Annotated in this window: 21 protein-coding genes; 11 read left to right on the plus strand and 10 right to left on the minus strand. The window is 52.8% G+C overall.

The features are described 5' to 3' along the window. Positions 1-66 precede the first annotated feature (66 nt). On the minus strand, positions 67-1,290 hold the full coding sequence (locus tag ACYVAD_RS17525; RefSeq protein ID WP_461140815.1) for an aspartate aminotransferase family protein: 1,224 nt from the start codon (positions 1,288-1,290) through the stop codon (positions 67-69). 22 nt (positions 1,291-1,312) lie between these two features. Here ACYVAD_RS17525 and ACYVAD_RS17530 point away from each other — a divergent pair, with 22 nt between their 5' ends. From ACYVAD_RS17530 to ACYVAD_RS17545, 4 genes are all read left to right on the plus strand, one after another. After that, entirely contained in the window at positions 1,313-2,524 is a 1,212-nt protein-coding gene (locus tag ACYVAD_RS17530) for a hypothetical protein (RefSeq protein ID WP_461140816.1), read from the plus strand. 20 nt (positions 2,525-2,544) lie between these two features. Further along, positions 2,545-3,444 carry a hypothetical protein gene (locus tag ACYVAD_RS17535; protein ID WP_461140817.1) on the plus strand — a complete coding sequence of 300 codons (900 nt, stop codon included), beginning with the start codon at positions 2,545-2,547 and terminating at the stop codon, positions 3,442-3,444. Positions 3,445-3,525: 81 nt separating this feature from the next. Continuing rightward, a complete protein-coding gene (locus tag ACYVAD_RS17540) occupies positions 3,526-3,651 on the plus strand; it encodes a hypothetical protein (RefSeq protein WP_461140818.1) in 126 nt (41 codons plus the stop codon). Continuing rightward, entirely contained in the window at positions 3,648-5,348 is a 1,701-nt protein-coding gene (locus tag ACYVAD_RS17545; protein ID WP_461140819.1) for a sodium:solute symporter family protein, read from the plus strand. The genes ACYVAD_RS17540 and ACYVAD_RS17545 overlap by 4 nt, the downstream gene beginning before the upstream one ends. 106 nt (positions 5,349-5,454) lie before the next feature. Here ACYVAD_RS17545 and ACYVAD_RS17550 read toward each other — a convergent pair whose 3' ends face one another. Beyond that, positions 5,455-6,348: a DUF2911 domain-containing protein gene (locus ACYVAD_RS17550; RefSeq protein ID WP_461140820.1), complete on the minus strand. Its 894-nt coding sequence runs from the start codon at positions 6,346-6,348 to the stop codon at positions 5,455-5,457. A 318-nt stretch (positions 6,349-6,666) separates the two neighbouring features. Here ACYVAD_RS17550 and ACYVAD_RS17555 point away from each other — a divergent pair, with 318 nt between their 5' ends. The 3 genes from ACYVAD_RS17555 (at position 6,667) to ACYVAD_RS17565 (ending at position 9,454) form a co-directional block, all read left to right on the plus strand. Continuing rightward, positions 6,667-8,364 (plus strand): hypothetical protein, encoded by a 1,698-nt coding sequence (locus tag ACYVAD_RS17555; protein ID WP_461140821.1) that lies wholly within the window; start codon positions 6,667-6,669, stop codon positions 8,362-8,364. Positions 8,365-8,416: 52 nt separating this feature from the next. Further along, positions 8,417-8,968, plus strand: a complete 552-nt coding sequence (locus ACYVAD_RS17560) for an NUDIX hydrolase (RefSeq protein ID WP_461140822.1) — start codon at positions 8,417-8,419, stop codon at positions 8,966-8,968. Positions 8,969-9,049: 81 nt separating this feature from the next. After that, on the plus strand, positions 9,050-9,454 hold the full coding sequence (locus ACYVAD_RS17565) for a hypothetical protein (protein ID WP_461140823.1): 405 nt from the start codon (positions 9,050-9,052) through the stop codon (positions 9,452-9,454). Between the two features lie 69 nt (positions 9,455-9,523). Here ACYVAD_RS17565 and ACYVAD_RS17570 read toward each other — a convergent pair whose 3' ends face one another. The 7 genes from ACYVAD_RS17570 to ACYVAD_RS17600 form a co-directional block, all read right to left on the minus strand. Then, complete coding sequence (locus ACYVAD_RS17570) at positions 9,524-10,030, minus strand: O-acetyl-ADP-ribose deacetylase (RefSeq protein ID WP_461140824.1); 507 nt, start codon at positions 10,028-10,030, stop codon at positions 9,524-9,526. Between the two features lie 29 nt (positions 10,031-10,059). Further along, positions 10,060-11,727: a S8 family serine peptidase gene (locus tag ACYVAD_RS17575; protein WP_461140825.1), complete on the minus strand. Its 1,668-nt coding sequence runs from the start codon at positions 11,725-11,727 to the stop codon at positions 10,060-10,062. Further along, positions 11,681-12,376 carry a hypothetical protein gene (locus ACYVAD_RS17580; protein ID WP_461140826.1) on the minus strand — a complete coding sequence of 232 codons (696 nt, stop codon included), beginning with the start codon at positions 12,374-12,376 and terminating at the stop codon, positions 11,681-11,683. The genes ACYVAD_RS17575 and ACYVAD_RS17580 overlap by 47 nt, the downstream gene beginning before the upstream one ends. A 50-nt stretch (positions 12,377-12,426) precedes the next feature. Further along, a complete protein-coding gene (locus ACYVAD_RS17585; RefSeq protein ID WP_461140827.1) occupies positions 12,427-12,930 on the minus strand; it encodes a hypothetical protein in 504 nt (167 codons plus the stop codon). Between the two features lie 133 nt (positions 12,931-13,063). Continuing rightward, positions 13,064-14,122: a hypothetical protein gene (locus ACYVAD_RS17590; RefSeq protein ID WP_461140828.1), complete on the minus strand. Its 1,059-nt coding sequence runs from the start codon at positions 14,120-14,122 to the stop codon at positions 13,064-13,066. A gap of 140 nt (positions 14,123-14,262) precedes the next feature. After that, the gene (locus ACYVAD_RS17595; protein ID WP_461140829.1) at positions 14,263-15,291 is read right to left on the minus strand and encodes a hypothetical protein; all 1,029 of its coding nucleotides are present in this window, start codon (positions 15,289-15,291) and stop codon (positions 14,263-14,265) included. Between the two features lie 38 nt (positions 15,292-15,329). Continuing rightward, the gene (locus ACYVAD_RS17600) at positions 15,330-16,049 is read right to left on the minus strand and encodes a hypothetical protein (protein WP_461140830.1); all 720 of its coding nucleotides are present in this window, start codon (positions 16,047-16,049) and stop codon (positions 15,330-15,332) included. Positions 16,050-16,306: 257 nt separating this feature from the next. Here ACYVAD_RS17600 and ACYVAD_RS17605 point away from each other — a divergent pair, with 257 nt between their 5' ends. The 4 genes from ACYVAD_RS17605 (at position 16,307) to ACYVAD_RS17620 (ending at position 21,680) form a co-directional block, all read left to right on the plus strand. Continuing rightward, entirely contained in the window at positions 16,307-17,809 is a 1,503-nt protein-coding gene (locus ACYVAD_RS17605) for a capsule assembly Wzi family protein (RefSeq protein ID WP_461140831.1), read from the plus strand. 209 nt (positions 17,810-18,018) lie between these two features. Beyond that, positions 18,019-19,137 carry an alpha/beta hydrolase gene (locus ACYVAD_RS17610; protein ID WP_461140832.1) on the plus strand — a complete coding sequence of 373 codons (1,119 nt, stop codon included), beginning with the start codon at positions 18,019-18,021 and terminating at the stop codon, positions 19,135-19,137. A gap of 283 nt (positions 19,138-19,420) precedes the next feature. Beyond that, positions 19,421-20,692: an Hsp70 family protein gene (locus ACYVAD_RS17615; RefSeq protein WP_461140833.1), complete on the plus strand. Its 1,272-nt coding sequence runs from the start codon at positions 19,421-19,423 to the stop codon at positions 20,690-20,692. Positions 20,693-20,759: 67 nt separating this feature from the next. Further along, positions 20,760-21,680, plus strand: coding sequence for a pirin family protein (locus ACYVAD_RS17620; RefSeq protein WP_461140834.1), 921 nt, complete (start codon positions 20,760-20,762; stop codon positions 21,678-21,680). On the opposite strand, the gene msrA is transcribed toward ACYVAD_RS17620, so the two are convergent. Further along, on the minus strand, positions 21,677-22,339 hold the full coding sequence (gene msrA / locus ACYVAD_RS17625; RefSeq protein WP_461140835.1) for a peptide-methionine (S)-S-oxide reductase MsrA: 663 nt from the start codon (positions 22,337-22,339) through the stop codon (positions 21,677-21,679). The genes ACYVAD_RS17620 and msrA overlap by 4 nt on opposite strands. Between the last annotated feature and the right edge of the window lie 45 nt (positions 22,340-22,384).

The following is a 22,384-nucleotide window of genomic DNA, read 5'->3' on the forward strand; positions in this document are numbered from 1 at the left end:
TGCTTTTGTTGCTTGGTCGCTACAAAGTTGACCTGACTACCAGCTTTTTAGATTCCCCAACACACTCTAAGCCGTTACGTAATCGACTGCTTCCAGAAGAATGACGCATGCTTCCCGAATCTGCTCGTCCGTAATAATCAGAGGAGGGGCAATACGCATGGAATTATCGCAAAATAAGAACCAGTCGGTGATGACACCGTTCTCGATGGCCCGGTCAATAACGGGTTTCAGTACGTCGAATGAGTCAAATTCGACCGCTAGCATCAATCCTTTGCCGCGTACTTCCTTTATCGCAGGATGCTGAAGTAGTTGTTTAAACAGCTGGCCTTTGGCTTCGGCCTGTTCGTGTAGGCCCTGTTCGCGGATGGTACGTAACGTAGCCAGCGAGGCCGCGCAGGAAACCGGATGCCCGCCAAACGTAGTGATATGCCCCAGAATGGGATTGTTGCGGAACACGCTCATAATCTCCGCTGAACTGATGAATGCGCCGATGGGCATACCGCCCCCCATGCCTTTCGCGCACAGCAGAATATCGGGTACGGTGTTGAATCCCTCAAAGGCCCAGAACGTCCCCGTTCGTCCGAATCCCGTTTGAATCTCGTCGAAGATCAATAGCGCACCTACCTCCGTGCACCGCTGGCGTACTGCCTGTAAATAGGCTGCACTAGGAACCCGTACGCCCGACTCGCCACCAACCACTTCCATAATGACAGCAGCTGTGCGGGTGGTAATCTGCGCTAAATCGTCCATGGCCCCGTGGCGGATGTGCCGAACGTCGGGGAGCAGAGGGCGGTAGTTTCGTTTGAAGTTTTCGTCGCCGGAGAGGGAGAGCGCCCCCTGCGTTGAGCCGTGGTAGGAATTGAAACAACTGATAAGTTCACTACGTCTCGTGTAGCGCTTGGCGACCTTCATCGCGCCTTCTACTGCTTCCGTGCCTGAGTTCGTGAAATAAACGGTGTCCAGGTTATCGGGGAGGGTTTGTGCCAGCGCGTGGGCTAGTTCCGTCTGCGGTGTCTGTACGTATTCGCCGTACACCATCAGGTGCAGGTATTTGTCCAGCTGGTTTTGAATGGCGGCCAATACGTTCGGGTGGCGGTGACCAACGTTGCTAACGCCAATACCCGAAATAAGGTCCATGTAGCGCGTGGTCTGGTCCGTAGAATAAAGATATACACCTTCGGCCCGGGCAATTTCCAACGCCAGCGGGAAATCTGAGGTCTGTGCTACATGCTGGAAAAATAATTGCCGGTGCGTTATCGCTTGTATGACGGAATTTTCAATCTTGCTCATCAGATTTCTAACACCCTTCCCGATGAAAACAGTTCTATTTTTATTGTTGATAAGCCCGACGCTGCTGTGGGCGCAGCGTGTTCAAATCAGCCCTGAGGATACCCAGCGAAAACAGTCGTACCTGATTATGCGCGACGGTACGGTAGTGCGGGGGAAAATCATCCGGCAGGACAGCAGCCTGATTACCGTGCAGCAGCGGGGTAATACCATGACGTTCATCGAATCGGATCAGGTCAGCCGGATCACCGCCGATCGCCCTCCGAAAATGGCCGGACCAGTTGGCTCGTCGTACACCGTTTTTTTCTTTCGCGACAGTTCGCGTATAGAAGGTACGTTTGTTCGACGGGATAGTACGATGATCACGGTGCGCAAACGGAACGGGCAGTTGACCTATTTCGAACCAGAACTGCTCCTCCGCACGGAGACGTTATCGCCAACGTCTACCGCCAGCTCCGGTCAGGTTTTTACGAATCATTTCTCGCCCTGGTTGCTATCAGGTCTGACGGCGTATAATGCTGAAAAAGGCCGCTTTTACTACCGCAATACCTGGCTGTTGCTGAACGAGTTCGATTACGGGATAACGCGGTTCTGGAGCGTGGGCGCGAGTTTTGTAGCACCAGTTCCGTACCTGATCAACCAGGATAATTACCTGGGTACGGGGACGTATTCTGACTTCAGTCCTCAGCTATTTACCAAACTCAGCGTACCCATTGGGCAATACGTCAGACTGGGATTGAATGCCCGTTATCAGGCCGATGATATAAAAGTATACCCGACCAGAAAAGGGGTTCTTACGCTTCATGGCCTGACGACGATTGGTAGCCGCCAGCACAACGTAACGCTGGGATTCGGCGTGGCCTTGCCGGGCAAGGAACGTATTATCGGTTACATGTACCCGTACCCGCAGCCCTGGCTGTCGTCCTATTATCCGTACGATCCTCGATTTGTCCCCGTTCGGCTGCCGACTCAGAAGTTTCTGACGGTGGGCATTATGCAGCAGCTGTCGCCGGGACTGACGCTCATCAGTGATAACCGGGTTAACCTGGGGGCATCCTATTATCATTACGATAACGAACGGGTGACGTCTTCTCTGGCCGTGCGCCTTGATCGTCGGCGTCATGCATTCGATATGGGCGTGTTCAGTTATATCTATGCCAAACCTTACCTCTACGAAAACAAAGCCGTACGAATCTTTCCGTATTTCAGGTATAATCTGTTGATTGGCAACAAATAGAACGCTTCCCCATCATCCACATGAAATACCTTCTCGTAGCCATCTGCGTTGTGTTGCCGTTACTGGTTCGTGCGCAGGACGACTATTACCAGCAGCGCCCGTCGACACCGACCGAAAAACAGACCTATTCAATTTTATTAAAAGACGGCACACAGTTACGGGGTGAGCTGATCCGGCAGGACAGTACGGAAGCCATTATTCGGACGAAGAATGTGGGGACAATCACGCTGAAATCGGATCAGATTGTTCGTATGGAGCGGGTAGGTGCTCAGGCTAAGAGCGAAACGTTTCCTAATAGTTTCCCGCAAACGATGCGGATACTGCCAACGGCTTACTCCGCCGAACGAAGTAAATTATACTTCCGCAATTACATGCTGTACGCGAGTCAGTTTGAATATGGCATCACCGACAACTGGAGCGTGGGAACAACGTTTTATACGTTCCTGCCTACCAATTTGTTCAGCTTTAATACCAAGTTATCGTTTCCCGTAGGGCAACGGGTCCGGCTGGGGATTAATGCTCAATACGCTGCCATACGATTCCCCCGCCTGTTTCTGGACGGTGGGTTCGGCGGTATTGGTTATGTACAGGGACTGGTCACCGCTGGCGACCGGCAGAATAATGCAACCTACGGACTGGGCTGGAGCATATCGAATGGTAGTCTTTCCCGTAACATTGTCGGCTCGTTCGGGCTGGTGCGGAAGGTAAGCCCCAGGCTAACATTCATCAGCGAGAACTTGATCCTGTTTGAGAGCAATGTCAACGGTGTTGCTACTGCCCTGTCGGGTGGTATTCGTTTTGACCGGAGCCGCCATGCTTTTGACCTGGCAGCGTATTTACCGTTGTTTTTTGGTCCTAACATAGAAACAACAGCCATCTTTGTTCCCTTCGCCAGTTACCACCTGCGCATCAGCAAGTAATTCTTCCGGGGGATTGTTCCAGGCTGGTACACCGATTTGCCGTACTTTCGCCGTTGTAATCAGACAAACCCTTCCTATTTCATGCCCGATCAGCCTAACGATCTACCGCCATTTGTTCGCTCCTGGCCCCAGCTCTACGCCATTGTGGTTGGTGCGCTGGTAGTCGAGATGATCCTGTTTTACGTTCTAATGCGCTGGTTATCATGAGTGGACTGGATTGGGGCGTGCTGGTAGTGACACTGCTGGGGATCATTACGTACGGGATGGTTCGAAGCCGGGGGAGTCGGAGCATGGACGATTACCTGCTGGCCGGTCAGTCGCTGCCGTGGTACCACGTCGGGTTGTCGGTGATGGCGACGCAGGCCAGTGCCATTACGTTTTTGTCGGCACCAGGACAGGGTTTTGCCGACGGGATGCGGTTCGTGCAGTTCTATTTTGGCCTGCCGCTGGCGATGGTTGTCCTCTCGGTTACGTTCGTGCCGATCTTTCACAAACTCCGGGTATTCACGGCCTACGAGTTTCTCGAAAACCGCTTCGATACCAGGGTTCGCACGCTCACCGCGGGGCTATTTCTGCTACAACGGGGGCTATCGACGGGCTTATCGATCTACGCACCGGCCATTATCCTGTCAACCATTCTGGGCTGGAACATCTACTGGACCAACCTGATTATGGGGGGGCTGGTGCTGGTCTACAGCGTGGTAGGCGGCACCAAAGCGATTTCCTACACTCACCTGCAACAGATGCTGGTCGTTACGTTCGCGATGGGGCTGGCGGGCTACCTAACGGTAAAACTGCTGCCCAGCGATGTTGGCTTTGTCGACGCGCTCCACGTGGCGGGAAAAGCGGGCCGAATGAATCTGATCGATTTAAAATTCGACCCCAGTAGTCGCTATAATATCTGGTCCGGTCTGATTGGTGGCTTCTTTTTGCAACTGTCCTATTTCGGCACCGACCAGTCGCAGGTGGGGCGTTACCTGACGGGGCAGTCCATCGGGCAAAGTCGGCTGGGCTTACTGATGAACGGGCTTCTGAAAGTACCCATGCAGTTTCTGATCGTGCTGGTCGGGGTACTGGTGTTCGTATTTTATCAGTTTAATCCGGCACCGGCGTTTTTTAATACGCAGGAAACAGAACTGCTGAAAACGAGCCCCTACGCCAAAGAATACCAGCTTGCCGAAATCAAGCACCAGAACCTGGCCGCGCAACGCCAGCGGGCCGTAGTTGATATGCAGGCTGCTATTCAGACCCGTGACGAAGTCGCCCAGGAAACGGCGGCAAATACGCTCAAGGAAACGGATGAGGCTTTGAAAACGGTGAAAACAAGCATTGTTGATCTGGTTAAAAAGAACAACCCGGCCGCTGATACCAACGATGGCAATTACGTGTTTCTGCGCTTTGTGCTGGACTACCTGCCGCACGGTATGATTGGCCTGTTGATCGCGGTGATCTTTAGTGCTTCGATGGGCTCGATTGCCTCGGCCTACAGCTCATTGGCCTCGACGAGCGTTGTGGACGTGTACAAACGACTGATCCGACCATCGGATTCCGACGCTCATTACCTGATGGCGTCGCGCTGGGCTACGGTCGGCTGGGGTATTTTCTGTATTGTGGTCGCACAGTTTGCCAACCGGCTCGGCAGCATGATCGAAGCCGTCAACATCCTGGGATCGCTGTTTTATGGGGTCATTCTGGGGGTGTTCGTCGTCGCGTTTTACGTCAAATCCATCGGTGGGCGCGCTACGTTCTGGGCGACGCTACTGGCTGAGGTATTTGTCGTGCTGAGCTGGTACTTTGACCTGACGGCCTTCCTGTGGCTGAACGTTATCGGCTGTCTGCTCGTCGTTTTGTTCGCCTGGGTGTTGCAGGGGGTGACGGGGAAGCAGGAAGACGTGAGAAATTAGATGAAAGAAAAAAGACCGAGGATATACAGACAATACAAAAAAGGCTGACCGTAGACAAACGCCTTCGGTCAGCCTTTTTTCTTGAGTCTTTGCGCTTACGTCTTAACTACGCTTTCTTTTTGCCTTTCTTCGTAGCGGGAGCCGGCATCTTGCTGTTGTACTCTGCGATGCTCTTTTCAATACCATCTTTGAAGAACGGGAAAACCGCATCGTTAGACGACTGGCCCATTGTCAGCGCTTTCTGCGCAACGGGTAGTGCTTCGGCGTATTTTCCCTGCTTACCTAAAATCTGCGACTTAACGAACAGGTTCCGGTACGTTTCTTTCTGAGCAATCGATTTGTCAATCCAGGTTAGTGCCTGGTCCAGATTGCGTCCTTTCGACAGGTTGTAGCTGGCAGCCGCCTGTAAAACGGCCGCATCCTCAGGCTTATCAGAAACAGCTTTGTCGACGTTTGCGGCCGCGTTTTTGTTGACGTCCACGGCTAGGTTCGCGGTGGCTTTGGCCTCATCCCATTTGAAGTTCATATTGGCCGTGCTGTCGGTTACGTCGCTGAAATCAATGGTAAAGGATTCGGTTTTCTCCGTTCCCGGAGCCGGCGTAATGTCGACGCGCAGGGCGTCCTGATCCTGTTTGTAAGTCTGCTCCGTTACGCTCATGTCCTTGTTGAAGATCAGCGTAAATTTATCCTGGGTCGGAATTGACATGACCGCATACGTTCCGGCGGGCAGTGTCTTACCATTAACCATCAGGTCCGTTGACGTAGTGAATGCCGTAGCCTGGTTCGCACCCGTCCGCCATATTTTTCCGGCGGGAACAAAGTCACCCGAGAAGGGCGTACGGCCTTTCAGACCAGGACGCGAGTACTTGACGGTTAAATCCGTGGTGCCTACCGTTTGCATAACAGTAGCATTGGGGCTGGGTGACGGAAGTTTGATCTGGGCGGTCGAAAGCTGGGCTGCCAGGCACAGCGTAACGCCACTAAGTACGAGTTTACGCATGATTAATTAAGTTATAAAATCGGTACGAAGTTGCTCTTTTTCGGGCAGACTCTTAGCGTCTGAAATGATAACTTTTTATTACGTAGCGTCCGGCTTTAGGAAAGCGGTTTCTGCGCGATTTGTCGCTCGTTCAGGCTATCTTTTCGGTGAGTTACGTTCCGTATCACGTCAAACCCCGATCCCGATTACGTACCGTGATTTAGCTTTACCGTGTGTTACCCTGAGAAAAAAAACTGCCGCTTTTCTGTGGCTGCTGTGTATCTTGATCGCTGGATGCGTTTGTGACAGATTGTATTTAAATGACAAACTTGGGTTGATATGAAGCGTCAAAAAGGATTCCCGGTAACGTTACTGGCAGCAGCGACATGCCTGCTGCTTAATTCGGCGCGTAGTCCAGTTCTGGAAACAGAGGAGATAATACCCGTTTGCGGGACTGGAGTGGGGGGATCCGTTAATCAGATGGAAAGCGGTAAGTTCATCGCTGCGCTTCCTGGCTGGGGAAATTATTCCTACCCGATAACGACCACGCAGGACAGCGCTCAGTTTTATTTCAACCAGGGCCTGTCCATGTACTACAGCTACCACATGAAGGAAGCGATGGCTTCGTTTAAAGAAGCTGCCCGGCTGGACCCTGCCTGCCCGATGGCCTTCTGGGGGCAGGCGCTGGCGGGAGGTCCGTATTATAACGCGGCCCATACGTACAAGGTGCCCGGCGATATGGCGGCTGTGCTGGCTCGTATGAACGAGTTAATGCCAAACGCCAGTGCCAAAGAAAAACGGCTGATTCAGGTGATGAATACCCGCTACTCGGCCGACCCAACGGATGCTGACCGTAAACAGCTCAACCAGGCTTATGCAACGGCTACCCGGCAACTGCTGTCCGATTTTGACGATCCGGATAGTAAAATGCTCTACGTGGATGCGATTATGCTGATTCACGCCTGGGATTTCTGGACGCCGGACGGTAGCCCCAAAGCCTGGACGCCGGAGGTGGTAGCCCTGTGTGAGGACGTACTGAAACACTATCCCAATCATCCGGCCGCCCTGCATTATCATATCCACCTTACCGAAGCATCCCGGCATCCTGACGTAGCACTGGCCAATGCCGATAAACTCAAAACGCTGCTGCCGGGCGTAGCCCACATGGTGCACATGGCGAGCCATGAATACCAGCGCAATGGTCTTTTCGAGCAGGGCGTACTTGTCAATGACCTGGCCGATAATAATCTTCTGCGCTATGATTCGCTGGCGGCACACCTGGGTCTAGTGAAGCATTCGCCCCACTATTTTGCCGTGCAGACGTACTGTGCCCTGAGCGGGGGCATGTATAAGACCGGACTGCGCGACGCGCTCCGTTGCCGCCAGTCGGTTTCCCCGGTCGCTGAGAACGCCTATGACCAGTACCTGTACATGCTACCTTCGCTGACGCTGGTCAGACTGGGTAAATGGAATGAGATCTTAGCTTCGGCTAAACCCTCCGAAGACTGGGAGTATGCCGCCCTGCTGGATTATTTTTCCAGGGGAATGGCTTTTGTCAGGACGGGAAAAATTGCCGAAGCCCGACTGCAGCAGCAACAGCTCAGAAAATACCTGAACAGCCCCATTCTTAAAAAACGACGTATTCCCTTCAACGCCCCACTGCCAGTGGCCCAGATTGCCGACCAAATTCTGGAAGCGTCTCTGCTCGTTGCCGATAAACAGTCTGACAAGGCGGTAGCCTGCCTTGATAAAGCCATCCAACTGGAAGACCAGTTAATCTATACCGAGCCAAATGACTGGCCCTTACCGACCCGGCAGTTTTTAGGGGCGTATTTGCTGGCCATGAATAAGGTGAGCGAGGCCGAAGCAGTTTACCGGGAGGATCTGCTTCATCATCCGGGTAACGGCTGGTCGTTGGTAGGTCTTCACAAGGCACTTCGCCTTCAGGGCAAACAGTCAGAGTTGCCCCGCATCAAAGCGGGCTATATGACTGCCTTCTCGAAGGCTGAGCATATGCCGGAATCGTCGGTCTTTTGAGGAGCAACCTTACTAAAATAGCTGCTTATTTTCATCAACACAGTCTCGTTTTATGCACCGTCAGGCATTACTACACTTACTCCACCAGCACCAGCCCGCTGACCCGAGCGAACAGGCAATGACCGAGGCAACTATCGCTTTTGTTGAGCAGCACCCCGACTGTTTCGAGCGAAGTCTGCTGACCGGGCACGTAACGGGATCGGCCTGGGTAGTAAGTCCCGACCGACAGCAGGTCGTTTTAATTCATCATCGTAAATTGGACCGATGGTTTCAGCCCGGTGGGCATGCCGACGGAGATTCGGACGTGGCGCGGGTGGCCCTCAAAGAAGCGGAAGAAGAAACTGGCCTGACTGACCTGCGTTTGGTGCACCCGGCTGGAGAGCTAGCCCCCGTTTTTGACGTTGATGTGCATACAATTCCGGCTCGGAAAGATGTTCCTGCGCACCTGCATTACGATATCCGGTTTTTGGTAGAAGCTGACCCAAAAAAGGCGTTTGTCCAGAATGAAGAAACGCAGGATATTCAATGGATTTCTCTAGACAAAGTTGAAGATTATACGGGAGAAGAATCGATAACCAGAATGATAAGGAAAATGTCCTCATAGATCAAACTTAAATGCTATTTTAATGGTTTTTTAATAAAGGTAAACGGATATTTGCCCTACAACAAAACCACAGAAATAGTCATGAAAACTGCAACAATGATCCTTACTGGGCTTAGCCTGCTGGCAGTGGCAGGAGGAGCCTGTGCGCAGGACGATAGAAAAATGCGAAACGACCCAACGTACTCAACCAGTAATTACAAGCACGCGAATAAAGCCGCTACGGCCCGGCGTTGGGAGAAGAAAACGGAGGTAGCGGTTCAGCAACCGACAGCTACTGACAACAGGCTAGCCGATTATAAAAAACAGGTCCCCAATCAGGAACCGGCGGGTGGAATTACAGTTGACCACACGCCAATGACTGACGTGGCAGACCGTAATTACAAAATCCAGCGGCCAAATCAGCCCCGCGAAACACCCAACGAAACTTTCGTGAAACGTAAGAAAGACAAGGGGGATAATGGAAGCGTTATTGGTAACGAAGACTAAAATCGCTACTCCGTAAAAATAAGTATCAACGTTATGAGCCGGGACTATCTGCAGCGATAGTCCCGGTTTTTAGTTTAACTGGTCGGCGTATAGTCGGTAGTTGTCGTTATCGAAACAGACGAACAGAACCTCCTGAACGGAAGTGGCCTTTTCGTCCAGAAATTGCCGAACGGCTGCCAAGGCGACCGCAACGGCTTTATCCTTCGGGTAGCCATAAATACCAGTACTGATGTTTGGAAAGGCGATACTGGTTAAGTTATTGTCGGTAGCCAGCTCCAGCGAACGCCGGTAGCAACTAGCTAACAAAGTAGGTTCGTTATGAAGGCCGCCCCGCCAGACCGGTCCTACCGTGTGAATGACGTGCTTGGCCGGAAGTCGGTACCCTTTTGTGATCTTGGCATCGCCGGTCTTGCAGCCGTGCAGTAATCGACATTCCATAACCAGTTCGGGGCCAGCCGCCCGGTGAATGGCTCCGTCGACCCCACCACCGCCGAGCAGACTGGTATTTGCTGCATTGACAATAGCGTCGACGGGCTGTTTGGTGATATCGCCCTGAATTACCCGGATGGTTTCCATGTTTGGAGCGGTGTTAAGAGGGGGCTTAATTACTGTTTTACAACTTTCACTGTTCGGCGTTGATCGCCGGTTGTCAGCTGCATCAGATAAACACCCGCGGATAGGTTAAGGTTAGGTAGCATAAACGTAGCAATTCCGTTCACCGAATACTGATTCCGCCAGAGTACACGTCCCGTCAGATCGGTCAGCGTCGCGTCGAGGGTAGTATTTCCCAATTGATCCCATTGTACCGATAATGGAGTGGTGTTGCTGAATGGGTTTGGATATAGAACCAAGGGCGTTAGAGCCTCGCTAAAAACACCTGCCCGTTCAAAATTTGGGATACCATATCCCAGCCGATTGTCTGGATTACTATACTGACTGCCCGAGCGACGTAATGCTTCGCGCACCTGGGCCGCCGTCAGCCGGGGGTGAGCCTGCCAGAAGCCTGCTGCCAGTCCGGCCACGAGGGGCGACGCGAAAGAAGTGCCGCTCCCGTAGCTGATCCGCCCATTAGGCAGGCCAACAACGACGCCTGATCCCAGCGCGGCCAGGTCGGGCTTGACACGACCATCGGCCGAGGGGCCAATCGAGCTGAAGGACGCCTGGGTGCCAGCAGACGTAACTCCACCAATGGCAAGTACGTCCGGCGCGTCGGCGGGAGCAATGATGTAGCGCCAGGCGTTGTTACCTTCATTTCCGGCTGAATTTACCACTAAAATACCCGCTTCGGCCGCCCACTGAGCCGCCCGACTGATAAGGGTTTTTGTGCCGGTCAAGTCGGCATACGCATGACCAGGGTAGGGGCTATCGAAGGAAAAATAACCCAGGGATGAATTGATGATATCGACCCCGGCACTGTCAGCGTATTCGGCACCCAGGAGCCAGTTGGCTTCTTCAATGGGCTTTTCGGTCGCTGCGTCTTCGGTACGTAACAGGATGTAGCTGGCTTTGTAGGCCGTCCCGTACAAACTGCCGTCGGCGGTGGCTGCCATGGTGGACAGGACTTCTACGCCGTGGGCGTCGTCCTCATAAACACTTGCCTCCTTACTAACGAAATCATACGTTGCCAGTACACGGTTCTCATCAAAAAGCGGCTTCAAATAGCCCACCGTGTTGGCATTGCGAAAACCGGCATCCAGCACACCGATTAGCATGCCTTCTCCGTGATACCCCCGTTGGTGCATGACATCAGCCCCAAGCTGCGTAAGCTGGATTTGCGACATACCGTACGCCAGTGACGTATCGAGTGGTTGCGAAAGGACCGCAGAAGTGATAGATTCGATAGGTAAGTTTTTTATGCGAGCACTGGCCAACGCCTGGCCAAGTTCTAGTCCCTGCACAAAGGGGAGTGCCTGGATCTGGGAAATGACGGTACTGGTCGCTTCTAACAGAACCGCATTCAGCCAGCGGGAACTGTACCAGATCGTAGCGCCCGTTTGCCGAAGCTGAGCAACGTAAGCCGGGTTGACGGGTAGGTCCCGCTCCCTCACGGAAATGTTTTGCTTCTGCCGCCGTAGGATTGACCGCTGCGATAGAAACTGCTCCGGTCGGTCAACGGAGTAAGGGGAGTTCGCTTTATCCCGAAGCAGGACCAGGTATTTCTGAGTGTTCTGACCAAAACTGAACTGTCCTGACCAAAGCAGGATACCGAAAAGCAACCAAAACAGGCTATTCCCGGCCGTATTGCTGGATGCGGTAAATCTGACGGGTGCCATACGCAATCTGGGCTTTACCGATGCAGGTCGCCGACGAGGAGCAATACATCAACTGCGTACGCTCCCGGTAGATCAGGCCAACCTGACGGGCGTACACCGCCAGCCGCTTGTCGCGGTTGAGCAGCGTCGAATCGTCCTGTGCCAGCACCGTAACGGTTGCATCGAACTGTTGAGACGAAACGCGGTAAGGCTGTCCGCTATTGCGTAGTTCATAGGGATCTTCGGCCAGCCTGTTATGCCGATTACTATTCCAGCGCAGCCGGTCGCTGACGGGAAACGCCAGTGCGACAACATCCAGCCCGTTTTCAGTACGAATGGCTTCATTTTCCACCCGCCGGGCTGACCAGATTGAATCCGCTGTCCAGGGCTGAGTACTGGCAGAACGACGATAACGCAGAAGTCGATACGCCGGTTGTCCCGTCACGTCAGCATAAGCGGGGCCAATCAATTCTTTAAGCTGATAGCGTTGTAGAATTGGCGACGCGCTCGACGAAAAGCGTTCTTCTGTTACGTCATAAACAACGTAACGACCGGGCTCGAGCGGGAAATAGTCCGAGCCTTCATCGGTAGATGTCAGCGTGTCGGACTGGCAACCGGCCAACAGTAGGAGGGAGCTGAGCAGGCCAAGAAGTAGGGTATGGGAGCGCATAGACGCCGTAATATAAGCGCTTTACGGGCGCTTCGCAACCTGGCAGAAAGTCAAAATAGACGCTTCCAGGCCAGACGGATTATCAGTAGCAGGGCTACGAAGCCGATAACAACGTAGGTAAAAGGTATGTACGTAACGGCGATCAACCGGGTTCGGTCAGCGATCCAGAGAAGACCGATTAGCGCGGCAATCAACATCAGAAAACTACTCAACTGGTCGAAGCCGGGGACGTAATCGAAGGGAATCTCCTGGCGAATCAGGTACAGCGTAGCTACCATGGTTAGAATGGGTAATACCTGCATCATCAGATTCGTATCCCACACGCTTTGCCGCTCGAATAAAAACAGATAGATATTCAGCGTAACGGCGAAGATACCCGGTATACAGGCCAGATAGATCAGTACCGCGTAGGTATACCGCCACTTCCAGATCGACTCCGCCGTAGTCCCCGATAGGCTATTGACGAAAAAAGCTCCTGTTGGCACGGCCATCAGGAGCACAAAGAGCAAAAATGGATGGCCCGACAAAGATTGAAATACCTCGCGGAGGGTCATATCTAGAGGAGGAAGGGGAGGATGGAGGATGGGAATAGGGACAAGGAGAAAGGGAGGAGAGGAGGAAAGGAGTACGCTTTCACTAGGCCGTCTTTCTCCTTCTCTCCTTCCTCCCTTTCCTCCTCTTTTTAACTTATTTCAGCGTCAACAAATACCCGATTGTGAAGTTCGCGTCCCAATCGAAGACGAACTGATCGGTGCCGGTAGCATTAGCAATGGCTTTGTAGATGTTTATGCCCGCTTTTGCTTTCGCGTCGTCGAGCTTGTAGGCCGATGGGGCGTCCAGAACCGTGTACCGCTCTTTGCCTTTCCGAACGGCTTTCGCCAGTTCAAAGGGAACCCCGCCAATGATGAAGCAGGTCTTACGATGATCACTGGGCACTTGCTTCGCTTTGGCCGATACCTCTGAGGCCACTTTCTCGTCGGGTGTACTGTTCTGGTAATACTTGGCCCCGTAGGTTTCCAAGGCCTTTGTCGACCCGCCCTCTTTCCAAGAGATTTTCGTGTTGCCCGAACCAATGTCGACGACGAATGAACTGTCGGTGTATTCGGTAGGCAATACCGACAGTAGCGCTAGTGACCCTTCCTGCTCGGGCGTTACGGTATTAACGACGTAGTTCAGCGTTTTCAGCGCCTTGATGATCTTCTGGGTGCCTTCGGCCTTAACGGCGCCCGAGCTGACCACAAAATGAATATCGCGGCCACCCACGCCAAAATCGAGCATCTTGCCGATGTAGCTTTTCAAGCCAGCGCGCACGTCATCGTCTGATGCCATATTTTCCAGTACCAGACTGTTGCCAAACTCAGCTTTTTCGAGCTTCCAGCGTTTCTGATCGTCCACGCGGATGATAAACGAGTTGAAACCACTGGCACCCAGTTCGACCACGCCTTTTAGTTTCCCATTTTGCGGAGCCGGTGGCGTAAAATCAAATGGCCGTCGGGCGCTGCTGGTGCTGCTGGCTTCGTCTGACGACTTGCTATCGGACGCAATGGATTCGTCTACCGTTTCTGCCGCCTTATCTTCGTCGGTGCGGGGCATCGTCTGCGATTCCGTGTACTCCGTCGTGTTTTCCTTGTTAGGCGCAATTTTGCGCAGGGCATCATTGCCACCAAAGTAGCGGAATCCGAAATAGATGGCGGCTACAATGAGTGCCGTAATGAGTAGCCGTCCGGCCACGGTTAAACGTTGCATAAGTGAATGAGTGAAAGTGTGAAATAATGAAAGAGCGAAAGGACTAGAAAATCAAAAAGAGAGAGACTGAACAAGCGATTTGTGTGACAACGATTTTTAGATGGTAGAAACGCTCTTTCACTCGTTCAGTCCTTAGCTCTTTAATCTAAAAGATTCCGGTAGCCCGCGTCCTTAGGTGGGTTGGGGAGGCCGGGCTGGGGGGCGGTAATAGGATTTGCTTTTTGGGCATCCAACTGGACCATCTTGAATTCACCTTTGTTGTAGGCCTCCAGCAGCGCTACGCCTTTGTCGGACAGGACACCGTTCTGAATGTCGACGCCGTTGATAAAGTCCATCGACAAGTCCATGGCCCGCTTCATTTCGCCCAGTTTCTGGCTCATGTCGTCCTGAATGTACTCCATCGACTGGTCGAAGTAAAACTTCTTATCAGGATCACCCTTGAAGATGCTGACGGCAGTTTTGAGCGCGTTCGAGCTTTCCTTGACGATCTGGTATTCCGTCTCCTTCAGTCGTACCTTGATCTCGGTTTCCTTAATAATGTAGTCGGCGCTCTGGTTTACTTTTTCCATGAAGGCCAGCACTGTTTTGATGTTCCGTTGCAGGGGAAAAAGTTTTTCGTTCATCTCCTGCAGACCAGCACCTTCGATGGTGGCCAGCTGCGCCTGCTCACGCATGCCGGGCCGATCGGTCATAGAGTTCGCCTTGTTGGCCTCGGCGAACTTCTGTTTGATCGACTCGTTATTTTCGTTGATCTTCTTGTTTAGCTTCACCAGCTGACCGGCGAGCGTATCGATCTGCCCCTGCATCTGCTGACGTTTCTTTTTAAGATCGTCGATGTAGATTTTCATGATCGCGATTGGGTTCAACTGGATGACCGTACCCGTAATACTGCGCATCAGCGACTTGAACAGGAAAAATACGGCCGTCCGTACGTCGCGGCTGGTGATCAGAAAGATCAGGACGCCCAGCGCACCCAGCAGCAGTGATAGCTCGAGTACGTTGGACGTAACGCGGATCAGGAATTCGATAATCCGGTTGAAATACACCAGCCCAAATCCAGCGATGCCGGCCAGCACAATCATGCCCAGCATGCCTTCGGGACGGCTCCAGAATGAACGCTTTTCAACGTCCGTACTACCACCTAATTGAGAAAAGTCGGGAGTTGCCATTTGCTTTGGTTGACAGAAAGGGAATGGAGTTGTTTCGTTTACTTGAGGTATTGCGTCATGCGATCAATATCGCTTTTGATCTGGTTAGTGAAATGATCGTAGGTGAGATCATAATTCAGACCGTTACGGGTGATCTTTTCGCTTTGTTCATTGATCTCCCCGTCAATCGTTTTCAGCCGATTGGTGTTTGAATCAATCTGCTTCTGTATTTCGATTAACTGTTTTGCCAGTGCTTCGTTTTCGGTTTGAAGCCGTTTCTGCTCGTTTTGCAGGCCACCAACGCGCTCGGTCAGCGCGGCATCGACGCTCTTTTTGAAAGCCTCGCGGTCTTTGTTCAGTGCATTCAGGTAGTGATTGGCCGTGCTGGTCAGAATCGCTATGTCGCTCGTTCCGGCCAACGCTTTGAAACTGGCCCAGGCAGCCTGATACTGTTTGTCTTCGGACAGCCCCAGATTGCCCAGACTACGTAACGTTTCGCGAAATTCGAAATAATCCGGTCCGGGCTGGTTGTTCTTGGCCAGTACGTCGGCAAAGTGATCCGCGAATTTTGCGTCAATTGTACCCGGCGCAACAGTTTCCTTAGGTGGCATGGTCGGTGCCGTTGGTTGTGGGCCAGGAGCAGGAGCTGCGGGCCGGGGGGCGGCCGGTGCTGCGTTCGTTGGAGGAACGGGGACGCCGGTTGCGGATGGCGTGGGTTCCTCTTCTTTGACGAAGAAACTCAGGATTTTACGTCCGAGTGATTGGTCTGGTTCTGGCATAGAGTCGATCGAGTTGGTGAAAGACGAAGCAATGTTACTAGGTAGTAGTTAAAGCAACAACTGCGGTTAGGCCAAACGGTTCGGGGACTTGATAGATTGTCGTAGGCTGGGCCGAATGATTTACCTAAAACTAGAAAATGGGTGAAAAATACCTTGTTTTGCTACGAGCAGAGCTCCAGTAGATAGTTCTTCCAGAAGGACAAGGCTAGCCTTTCTGTTCTGTCGCCTATCTTTATGCGGTTTTTTACTTAACTATCGTGCTGAGTTTACCGGGTACCACACGCCAGATTCTATTTATCAGCTTAGGCTGTCTGCTGACGTTGCCATTACGGGCTCAATCAACGAAACCAATTCACTATAATGCCGAGTTGGGAGGTTTCGCAACCAACTCCGCGCAAACGCCCTTCTGGTTGCGGGCAAACCAATACGGTACGGTGCCGCTGCAAGGATCGCTGGCTACGTTACGTTTGGGAGCTACAAAGGACTACAAACACCATCAAGATACACTCAACCGCCGGGCTTCCCGTTTCGACTGGGGATTCGGCCTGAACGTCGTTGCCAATAGCGTCCCGCTTTCTTATTATAACTCCGCTCGCCTGTTTCTGCCGGATGCTTACGCCAAAATACGACTGGGGGCCGTAGAATTATACGCGGGTAACCGGCGGGAGGTTGTTGGGCTGGGCGATACAACCCTGACTTCGGGTTTTGTGGCCTGGTCGGGAAATGCGCTGCCGTTTCCCAAAGTCCAGTTGCATACGCCCGATTTCGTGTCGCTGGGATTTACGAAAAACCTGATCGCATTTCGGGCGGGCTACGCGCACGGCTGGCTGATCAATACGTACATCAAGAACAGCTACATGCACCAGAAATACCTTTACGTCCGGCTGGGGAAACCCAACTGGCGGCTGCACGTAACGGGCGGGCTAAATCACCAGGTACAATGGGGTGGTCGGGCGGATTACTTAATCGGTACGTCACTAGCGGTCAATGGTAAACTGACTACCACGTTTCGGGATTATCTGCTAATGATTACTGGCTACTATCCCGATGATGTGCAGAATGATCGGTACACTGATTTTGATGGGACAAACCGTATCGGAAATCATTTGGGCAGCTACGATTTTTCGGTGGAGTGGCGGGGGGATACCCAGAACTGGCTGCTCTACCACCAGCATATCTACGAAGACGCATCCGGGCTGGCCTTCCAGAACGTACCCGATGGCCTGACCGGTCTACGCTATTTGAATAGACGGCCGCTGAAGAACCGGTTTCAGATAAAACGACTGCTTGCCGAGGGACTGATTACGACGAACCAGAGCGGCCCGACGTTTGATCAGGCGGCCCGCTACCAGGGCGCCGATAACTATTTCAACCACAGTCAGTACCGCGAAGGATGGAGCTACCAAGGACGAACTATCGGCACACCGTTTATCGCCCCCTACAACGAACTATCTACCAAAGCGGTTGGAGAAGGTGGAAGCTTCTTTCCGAATAATCGCCTTGTGGCGTGGTATGTTGGGGGAGAAGGGGCCTTTCGCAGAGGGCCAACGTTGACGGCCAGGTTATCATACAGTCGAAACTTCGGTACATACAGCCAGTATTTCTCGGAGCGGTTCTACCAGTTTTCGTCGCTTTTATCGGCTCGCTGGCCACTAGATCGGCGGGCATCGACCTTCCTCACTACGTCGTTGTCGTTGGATCGTGGTCAGTTACTCCCAATCTCCACCGGGGGATTTGTCAGCCTCCGCAAAGCCTGGTAGGGGATGTATTGACTAGTAAAACTTGTTTGTAGTCTAGTATATCTATTGAACGGAAAGTTTACTTAAACTGGCTGATAGTTAGATGGATAGTACGAGCTATGCTGTTTTGCGATTGGAACAAAAAGCCAAATAGTGAGACTATGGGACTAGCGCTCACTTTTCCAAAAACTATCAGTCGGGCAAATAGGTAGTTGCTGAAAATAACGTTTATGAAACACGTGAACTTTAGCACAAAGTTAAGTCAGGCTAAACTGAAGGTAGCTGCCGCTGTATTTGCTGTCATAGCACTCTCCGCTTGCCAGGACCACAAAGTCCCATTACCTGGGCAAACTGCCATTCGGCCAACGGGGCCAGCACCCGCTTATGCACCGGACATCAGTCCCCAGAATCTGGCCATTGTTGAAGAACTTGGCCGCCTTAGCCCTGTCCCCATCAACCAACTAACGCCACAGGAGGCTCGCACGAAGCCATTCGTGAAAGACGCGGTTAACTCCCTGCTGGACAAAAACAAGATTACGCCACCCGTACCAAATGTGAGCCGTACCCAACGGAACATTCCTGGTTTTAACGGGGCGCCAATCCGGGTAGTAATCTACACGCCAGCGGGTGCGTCCAGTTCGGCACCGGTTATCGTATACATGCACGGTGGTGGCTGGGTTATCGCCAACCCAGAGCTTTACGAACCATCAACGGTGGCGCTTGCTCAGAACACGGGCGCTGTGGTGGTATCGGTCGACTACCGGCTGGCTCCTGAATTCAAATTTCCCACGGCGCACGAAGATTCGTATGCCGCTTACAAATGGGTTAAGGAAAACGTAGCATCGATTGGGGGCAACCCAAACAAAGTGGCCATTGCGGGCGAGAGCGCCGGGGGGAATATGGCCGTTGCGGTTAGCATGATGGCCCGCGATCGTGGTTTGGCAGTGCCGATCCACATTCTGTCGGTCTATCCGGTAGCCAACAACGATCTGAATACACCGTCGTACATCAAGTACGCCAACGCCATGCCGTTAAACCGGCCGCTGATCGAGTGGTTTGTGGACAAATATTTCCGTACCATGGCGGATGGTGACAGCCCATACATTTCGCTGGTTGACGTGGCGGATTTACGTGGCCTGCCACCAACCACGATCATCGGTGCCGAAATCGATCCGCTGCAAAGCGAAGGCATGCAACTGCGCGACAAACTTACGTCGCAGGGTGTATCGGTGGCGTATCAACTCTTTCCAGGCGTGACCCATGAGTTTTTTGGCACCTACGCGGTTGAACGGGGAGCTCAGAATGCGCAGGAACTTGCCGCTGTTCGGTTGCGAGAAGCGTTCAAATAACCAGAAAGAAAATGTAACGCAAGAGGGCTGGCCGATTAATCGGCCAGCCCTCTTGCGTTACATTTTCTGCATTCATTGTGTTAAAACAGCCATTAGTTGCCCTGACCCGTAAAATAAGCTGGCCGTGTATCGATTATCGGCGATAAAGTATAGCTGATGTACACGTAACAAAGTCATTTTTTACGCGTAGATTTGCGCCCTTTTTACGGAAAATTATCAGCGTTCGTTGGCAGTTTTGGACCAATAAATAGCGCCAAAGAACTACATTGGAGTAAGTACAAGCATGGCAGTAGTTTCTTGTGGAATCGATTTTGGAACATCAAATTCAAGCATCGCTATTGCCAGTGATGGGCAGGTAAGTTTGATACCGGTTGAGCAAAACAGCGTTACGATTCCAAGCGCTATTTTTTTTCGACAGGTCGACAACAAATCGTTCTATGGCCGCGTAGCTATTGAGCTGTTTCTGGATCGTCAGCCGGGTCGGTTTATGCGAAGTCTGAAGCGGGTGCTGGGGACATCGCTGATGAAGCAGGGCACCGTTGTGAACGGGGCGGCCATGAATTTTCCAACCATTATTACGTCGTTCCTGCGGCACATTAAGGATGAAGCAGATACTGTAGCTGGTCAGTCCATCGAACAGGTCGTGATGGGACGCCCCGTTCATTTCGTCGATAACAATCCGCAGGCCGATGCCCAGGCCCAGACCGAGCTGAAAGCGATTGCGCAGCGGATTGGTTTCAAAAATATTGAGTTTCAGTTCGAACCTATCGCGGCTGCCTTTGCGCATGAAACCCGCATCCAGGGTGAGAAGCTGGCCATCGTTGTCGATTTGGGGGGCGGTACGTCAGATTTCACGGTGATCAGACTGTCGAATCAATACATCAACAAAGCCGATCGTTCGTCGGATATTCTGGCGAATACCGGCGTTCGGGTCGGTGGGAATGATTTCGACAAGGAGTTGAGTCTGGCGGCTATCATGCCCGAACTGGGCTACCGGTCTACCTACGGCGACAAAGGACTGGAGGTGCCCATCAAACCGTATCAGGATCTGGCGGAGTGGAGTAAGGTTAATCTCCTGTATACCCCCAGACTGATCTCCCAGATTCGGCTGCTCCTCCACGAGTCGCACGACAAGCCGCGCTTCAGACGGCTGCTGGACGTACTGGAAAAGGAAACCGGCCACTCGCTGCTGGCGGCTGCCGAAGAGGCAAAAATTGCCCTTACCGATCGGGAAGAATATAGCACAGCGCTCGAGTTTCTGGAGGATGGATTTTCCATTCCTATCAAACGCGACTTGTTCGAGCAGGCTATTCAGCAGGAAGTCGATACGATAATCGAGTCGGCCCGGCAGTGTCTGCGGGAAGCGGGTGTCAGCAACCAAGCGATTGACCTGGTTATTATGACGGGTGGCTCAACCGAAGTTTACTCCGTAAAAAAAGCGTTTCGGCAGCTCTTCCCGAACGCAGCGCTGGCCGAAGAAAATAAGCTGTCCAGCGTGGGGCTCGGCCTGGCTTATGACAGCCAGCACAAATTTGGCTATAGCCTGTCACAGTGAGGTGAACCGCTTTCTCTGCGGGCGGGTTATTTGACCGGTTTTGTCGCGTTTCCTGATCGTTTGTGTTATGATCGATTCTATCATTGATGCCCGGCCTGCGTCGCTGGGAAATGGCTTCAACGTCCGGCGTATTCTGCCGTATCGGCTTCGGCGTATGCTGGGGCCGTTCATTTTTATGGATCATGCCGGTCCGGTGAACTGGACACCCGATCAGGTGAGCGACATGGACGTATTGCCCCATCCGCACATTGGCCTATCCACCGTAAGCTATCTGTTTGATGGACAGGTCACGCACCGGGACAGCCTGGGTGTGCAGCAGATCATCCGGCCGGGCGAAGTGAACTGGATGACGGCGGGACGTGGCATTGCCCATTCCGAACGATTCGAAGACCCGGCAACGCTAGTTGGTGGATCACTGGAGATGATTCAGACCTGGGTCGCCCTGCCGAAGGAAGACGAAGAGAGCGCTCCGGCTTTCGACAATTACCAGCCGCACGAACTACCAATCTTCACCGATAAGGGTGTCTGGCTGCGACTCATTGCGGGCGATGCTTTTGGCCTACGTAACGACGTGAAAACGCACTCCCCGATGTTTTACGTCCATCTGGTTCTACAGCCGGGGACTCGCTTTGGGCTGCCGCTGGGTTATCCGGAGCGGGGGGCTTACGTAGCCAAGGGCAGCGTAGAGGTGAGCGGACGTACGTACGGCGTTGGTCAGTTGATTGTGTTTACGCCCTGTATTGACCCGGTACTAACTGCCCGCGAAATGAGCACGATTATGCTGCTGGGTGGCGAACCGCTGGGTGAGCGCTTTATCTGGTGGAACTTTGTTTCGTCGCGGCCCGAACGCATTGAAGAAGCTAAAGCTGACTGGCTGGCGGGACGTATCGCGCTGCCGCCCAACGACAACACCGAGTTTGTGCCTTTACCCGTCAGCAACTCCAGACCTGCCGGTAGCGGAACGCCACCGCCCCAGCCCTTGTCTTAGTCCGCATCTTCTTTCAGGTAATCGCTCATGCGATCCTTGAATTTGCCCACCTTCTTGCGGCAGACGGTAGCTATGTACATGTTGTACGGATTCTCGCGGTAATAATTCTGGTGATAGCCTTCGGCGGGGTAGAAGGCATCGAAAGCGACGACCTGCGTAACGATCGGGTCCTGGTGATGATCGGATGCATCTTCGCGCCGGATGGCTGCTTCGATCTGTGTTTTCTCGGTGGGTGTCCGGTAGAAAGCAATCGAGCGATAATGCTTGCCGATGTCTGGACCCTGCCGGTTCAGCGTTGTTCCGTCGTGGGCCGCAAAAAAAGCGTCGAGCAGTTTGTCGTAGGGGAGTACCTTCGGGTCATAGTACACCTGAATGGCTTCGGCATGACCCGTTTCGTCGGAGCTAACCTGCTCGTAGGTGGGCTTCTCGACCTCGCCCCCCGCGTAGCCAGACACGACCTGCCGGACGCCCTTTAACAAACTCATCTCCTCCTGCATGGACCAGAAACAGCCGCCCGCAAACGTAGCGACGGCTTCGCCGGGCCGGGCCGTCGGCAACGTAACCGGTCGAACGTCCATCACCCGGGGTCTCTCCGGTTGGGAGTTGCAACTGATAAACAGACTACCAAGAACAAAGAAAAGCAGGATGGATAAACGCATAAATCGTTAAGGCAGAAAATATGTGTCAGCCGTCGAAATGTTACT

The organism is Spirosoma pomorum, assembly GCF_054776615.1.

What these genes read in the sequence shown, in the direction of transcription:
- ACYVAD_RS17540 (WP_461140818.1), top strand. Translation starts at nt 3,526, where the DNA reads ATGCCCGATCAGCCTAACGATCTACCGCCATTTGTTCGCTCCTGGCCC.
- ACYVAD_RS17620 (WP_461140834.1), top strand. Translation starts at nt 20,760, where the DNA reads ATGATCGATTCTATCATTGATGCCCGGCCTGCGTCGCTGGGAAATGGC.
- ACYVAD_RS17550 (WP_461140820.1), bottom strand. Translation starts at nt 6,348, where the DNA reads ATGCGTAAACTCGTACTTAGTGGCGTTACGCTGTGCCTGGCAGCCCAG.
- ACYVAD_RS17595 (WP_461140829.1), bottom strand. Translation starts at nt 15,291, where the DNA reads ATGGCAACTCCCGACTTTTCTCAATTAGGTGGTAGTACGGACGTTGAA.
- ACYVAD_RS17585 (WP_461140827.1), bottom strand. Translation starts at nt 12,930, where the DNA reads ATGACCCTCCGCGAGGTATTTCAATCTTTGTCGGGCCATCCATTTTTG.
- ACYVAD_RS17530 (WP_461140816.1), top strand. Translation starts at nt 1,313, where the DNA reads ATGAAAACAGTTCTATTTTTATTGTTGATAAGCCCGACGCTGCTGTGG.
- ACYVAD_RS17610 (WP_461140832.1), top strand. Translation starts at nt 18,019, where the DNA reads ATGAAACACGTGAACTTTAGCACAAAGTTAAGTCAGGCTAAACTGAAG.
- ACYVAD_RS17565 (WP_461140823.1), top strand. Translation starts at nt 9,050, where the DNA reads ATGAAAACTGCAACAATGATCCTTACTGGGCTTAGCCTGCTGGCAGTG.
- ACYVAD_RS17575 (WP_461140825.1), bottom strand. Translation starts at nt 11,727, where the DNA reads ATGGCACCCGTCAGATTTACCGCATCCAGCAATACGGCCGGGAATAGC.
- ACYVAD_RS17555 (WP_461140821.1), top strand. Translation starts at nt 6,667, where the DNA reads ATGAAGCGTCAAAAAGGATTCCCGGTAACGTTACTGGCAGCAGCGACA.
- ACYVAD_RS17615 (WP_461140833.1), top strand. Translation starts at nt 19,421, where the DNA reads ATGGCAGTAGTTTCTTGTGGAATCGATTTTGGAACATCAAATTCAAGC.
- ACYVAD_RS17570 (WP_461140824.1), bottom strand. Translation starts at nt 10,030, where the DNA reads ATGGAAACCATCCGGGTAATTCAGGGCGATATCACCAAACAGCCCGTC.
- ACYVAD_RS17525 (WP_461140815.1), bottom strand. Translation starts at nt 1,290, where the DNA reads ATGAGCAAGATTGAAAATTCCGTCATACAAGCGATAACGCACCGGCAA.
- ACYVAD_RS17545 (WP_461140819.1), top strand. Translation starts at nt 3,648, where the DNA reads ATGAGTGGACTGGATTGGGGCGTGCTGGTAGTGACACTGCTGGGGATC.
- ACYVAD_RS17580 (WP_461140826.1), bottom strand. Translation starts at nt 12,376, where the DNA reads ATGCGCTCCCATACCCTACTTCTTGGCCTGCTCAGCTCCCTCCTACTG.
- ACYVAD_RS17535 (WP_461140817.1), top strand. Translation starts at nt 2,545, where the DNA reads ATGAAATACCTTCTCGTAGCCATCTGCGTTGTGTTGCCGTTACTGGTT.
- msrA (WP_461140835.1), bottom strand. Translation starts at nt 22,339, where the DNA reads ATGCGTTTATCCATCCTGCTTTTCTTTGTTCTTGGTAGTCTGTTTATC.
- ACYVAD_RS17560 (WP_461140822.1), top strand. Translation starts at nt 8,417, where the DNA reads ATGCACCGTCAGGCATTACTACACTTACTCCACCAGCACCAGCCCGCT.
- ACYVAD_RS17590 (WP_461140828.1), bottom strand. Translation starts at nt 14,122, where the DNA reads ATGCAACGTTTAACCGTGGCCGGACGGCTACTCATTACGGCACTCATT.
- ACYVAD_RS17600 (WP_461140830.1), bottom strand. Translation starts at nt 16,049, where the DNA reads ATGCCAGAACCAGACCAATCACTCGGACGTAAAATCCTGAGTTTCTTC.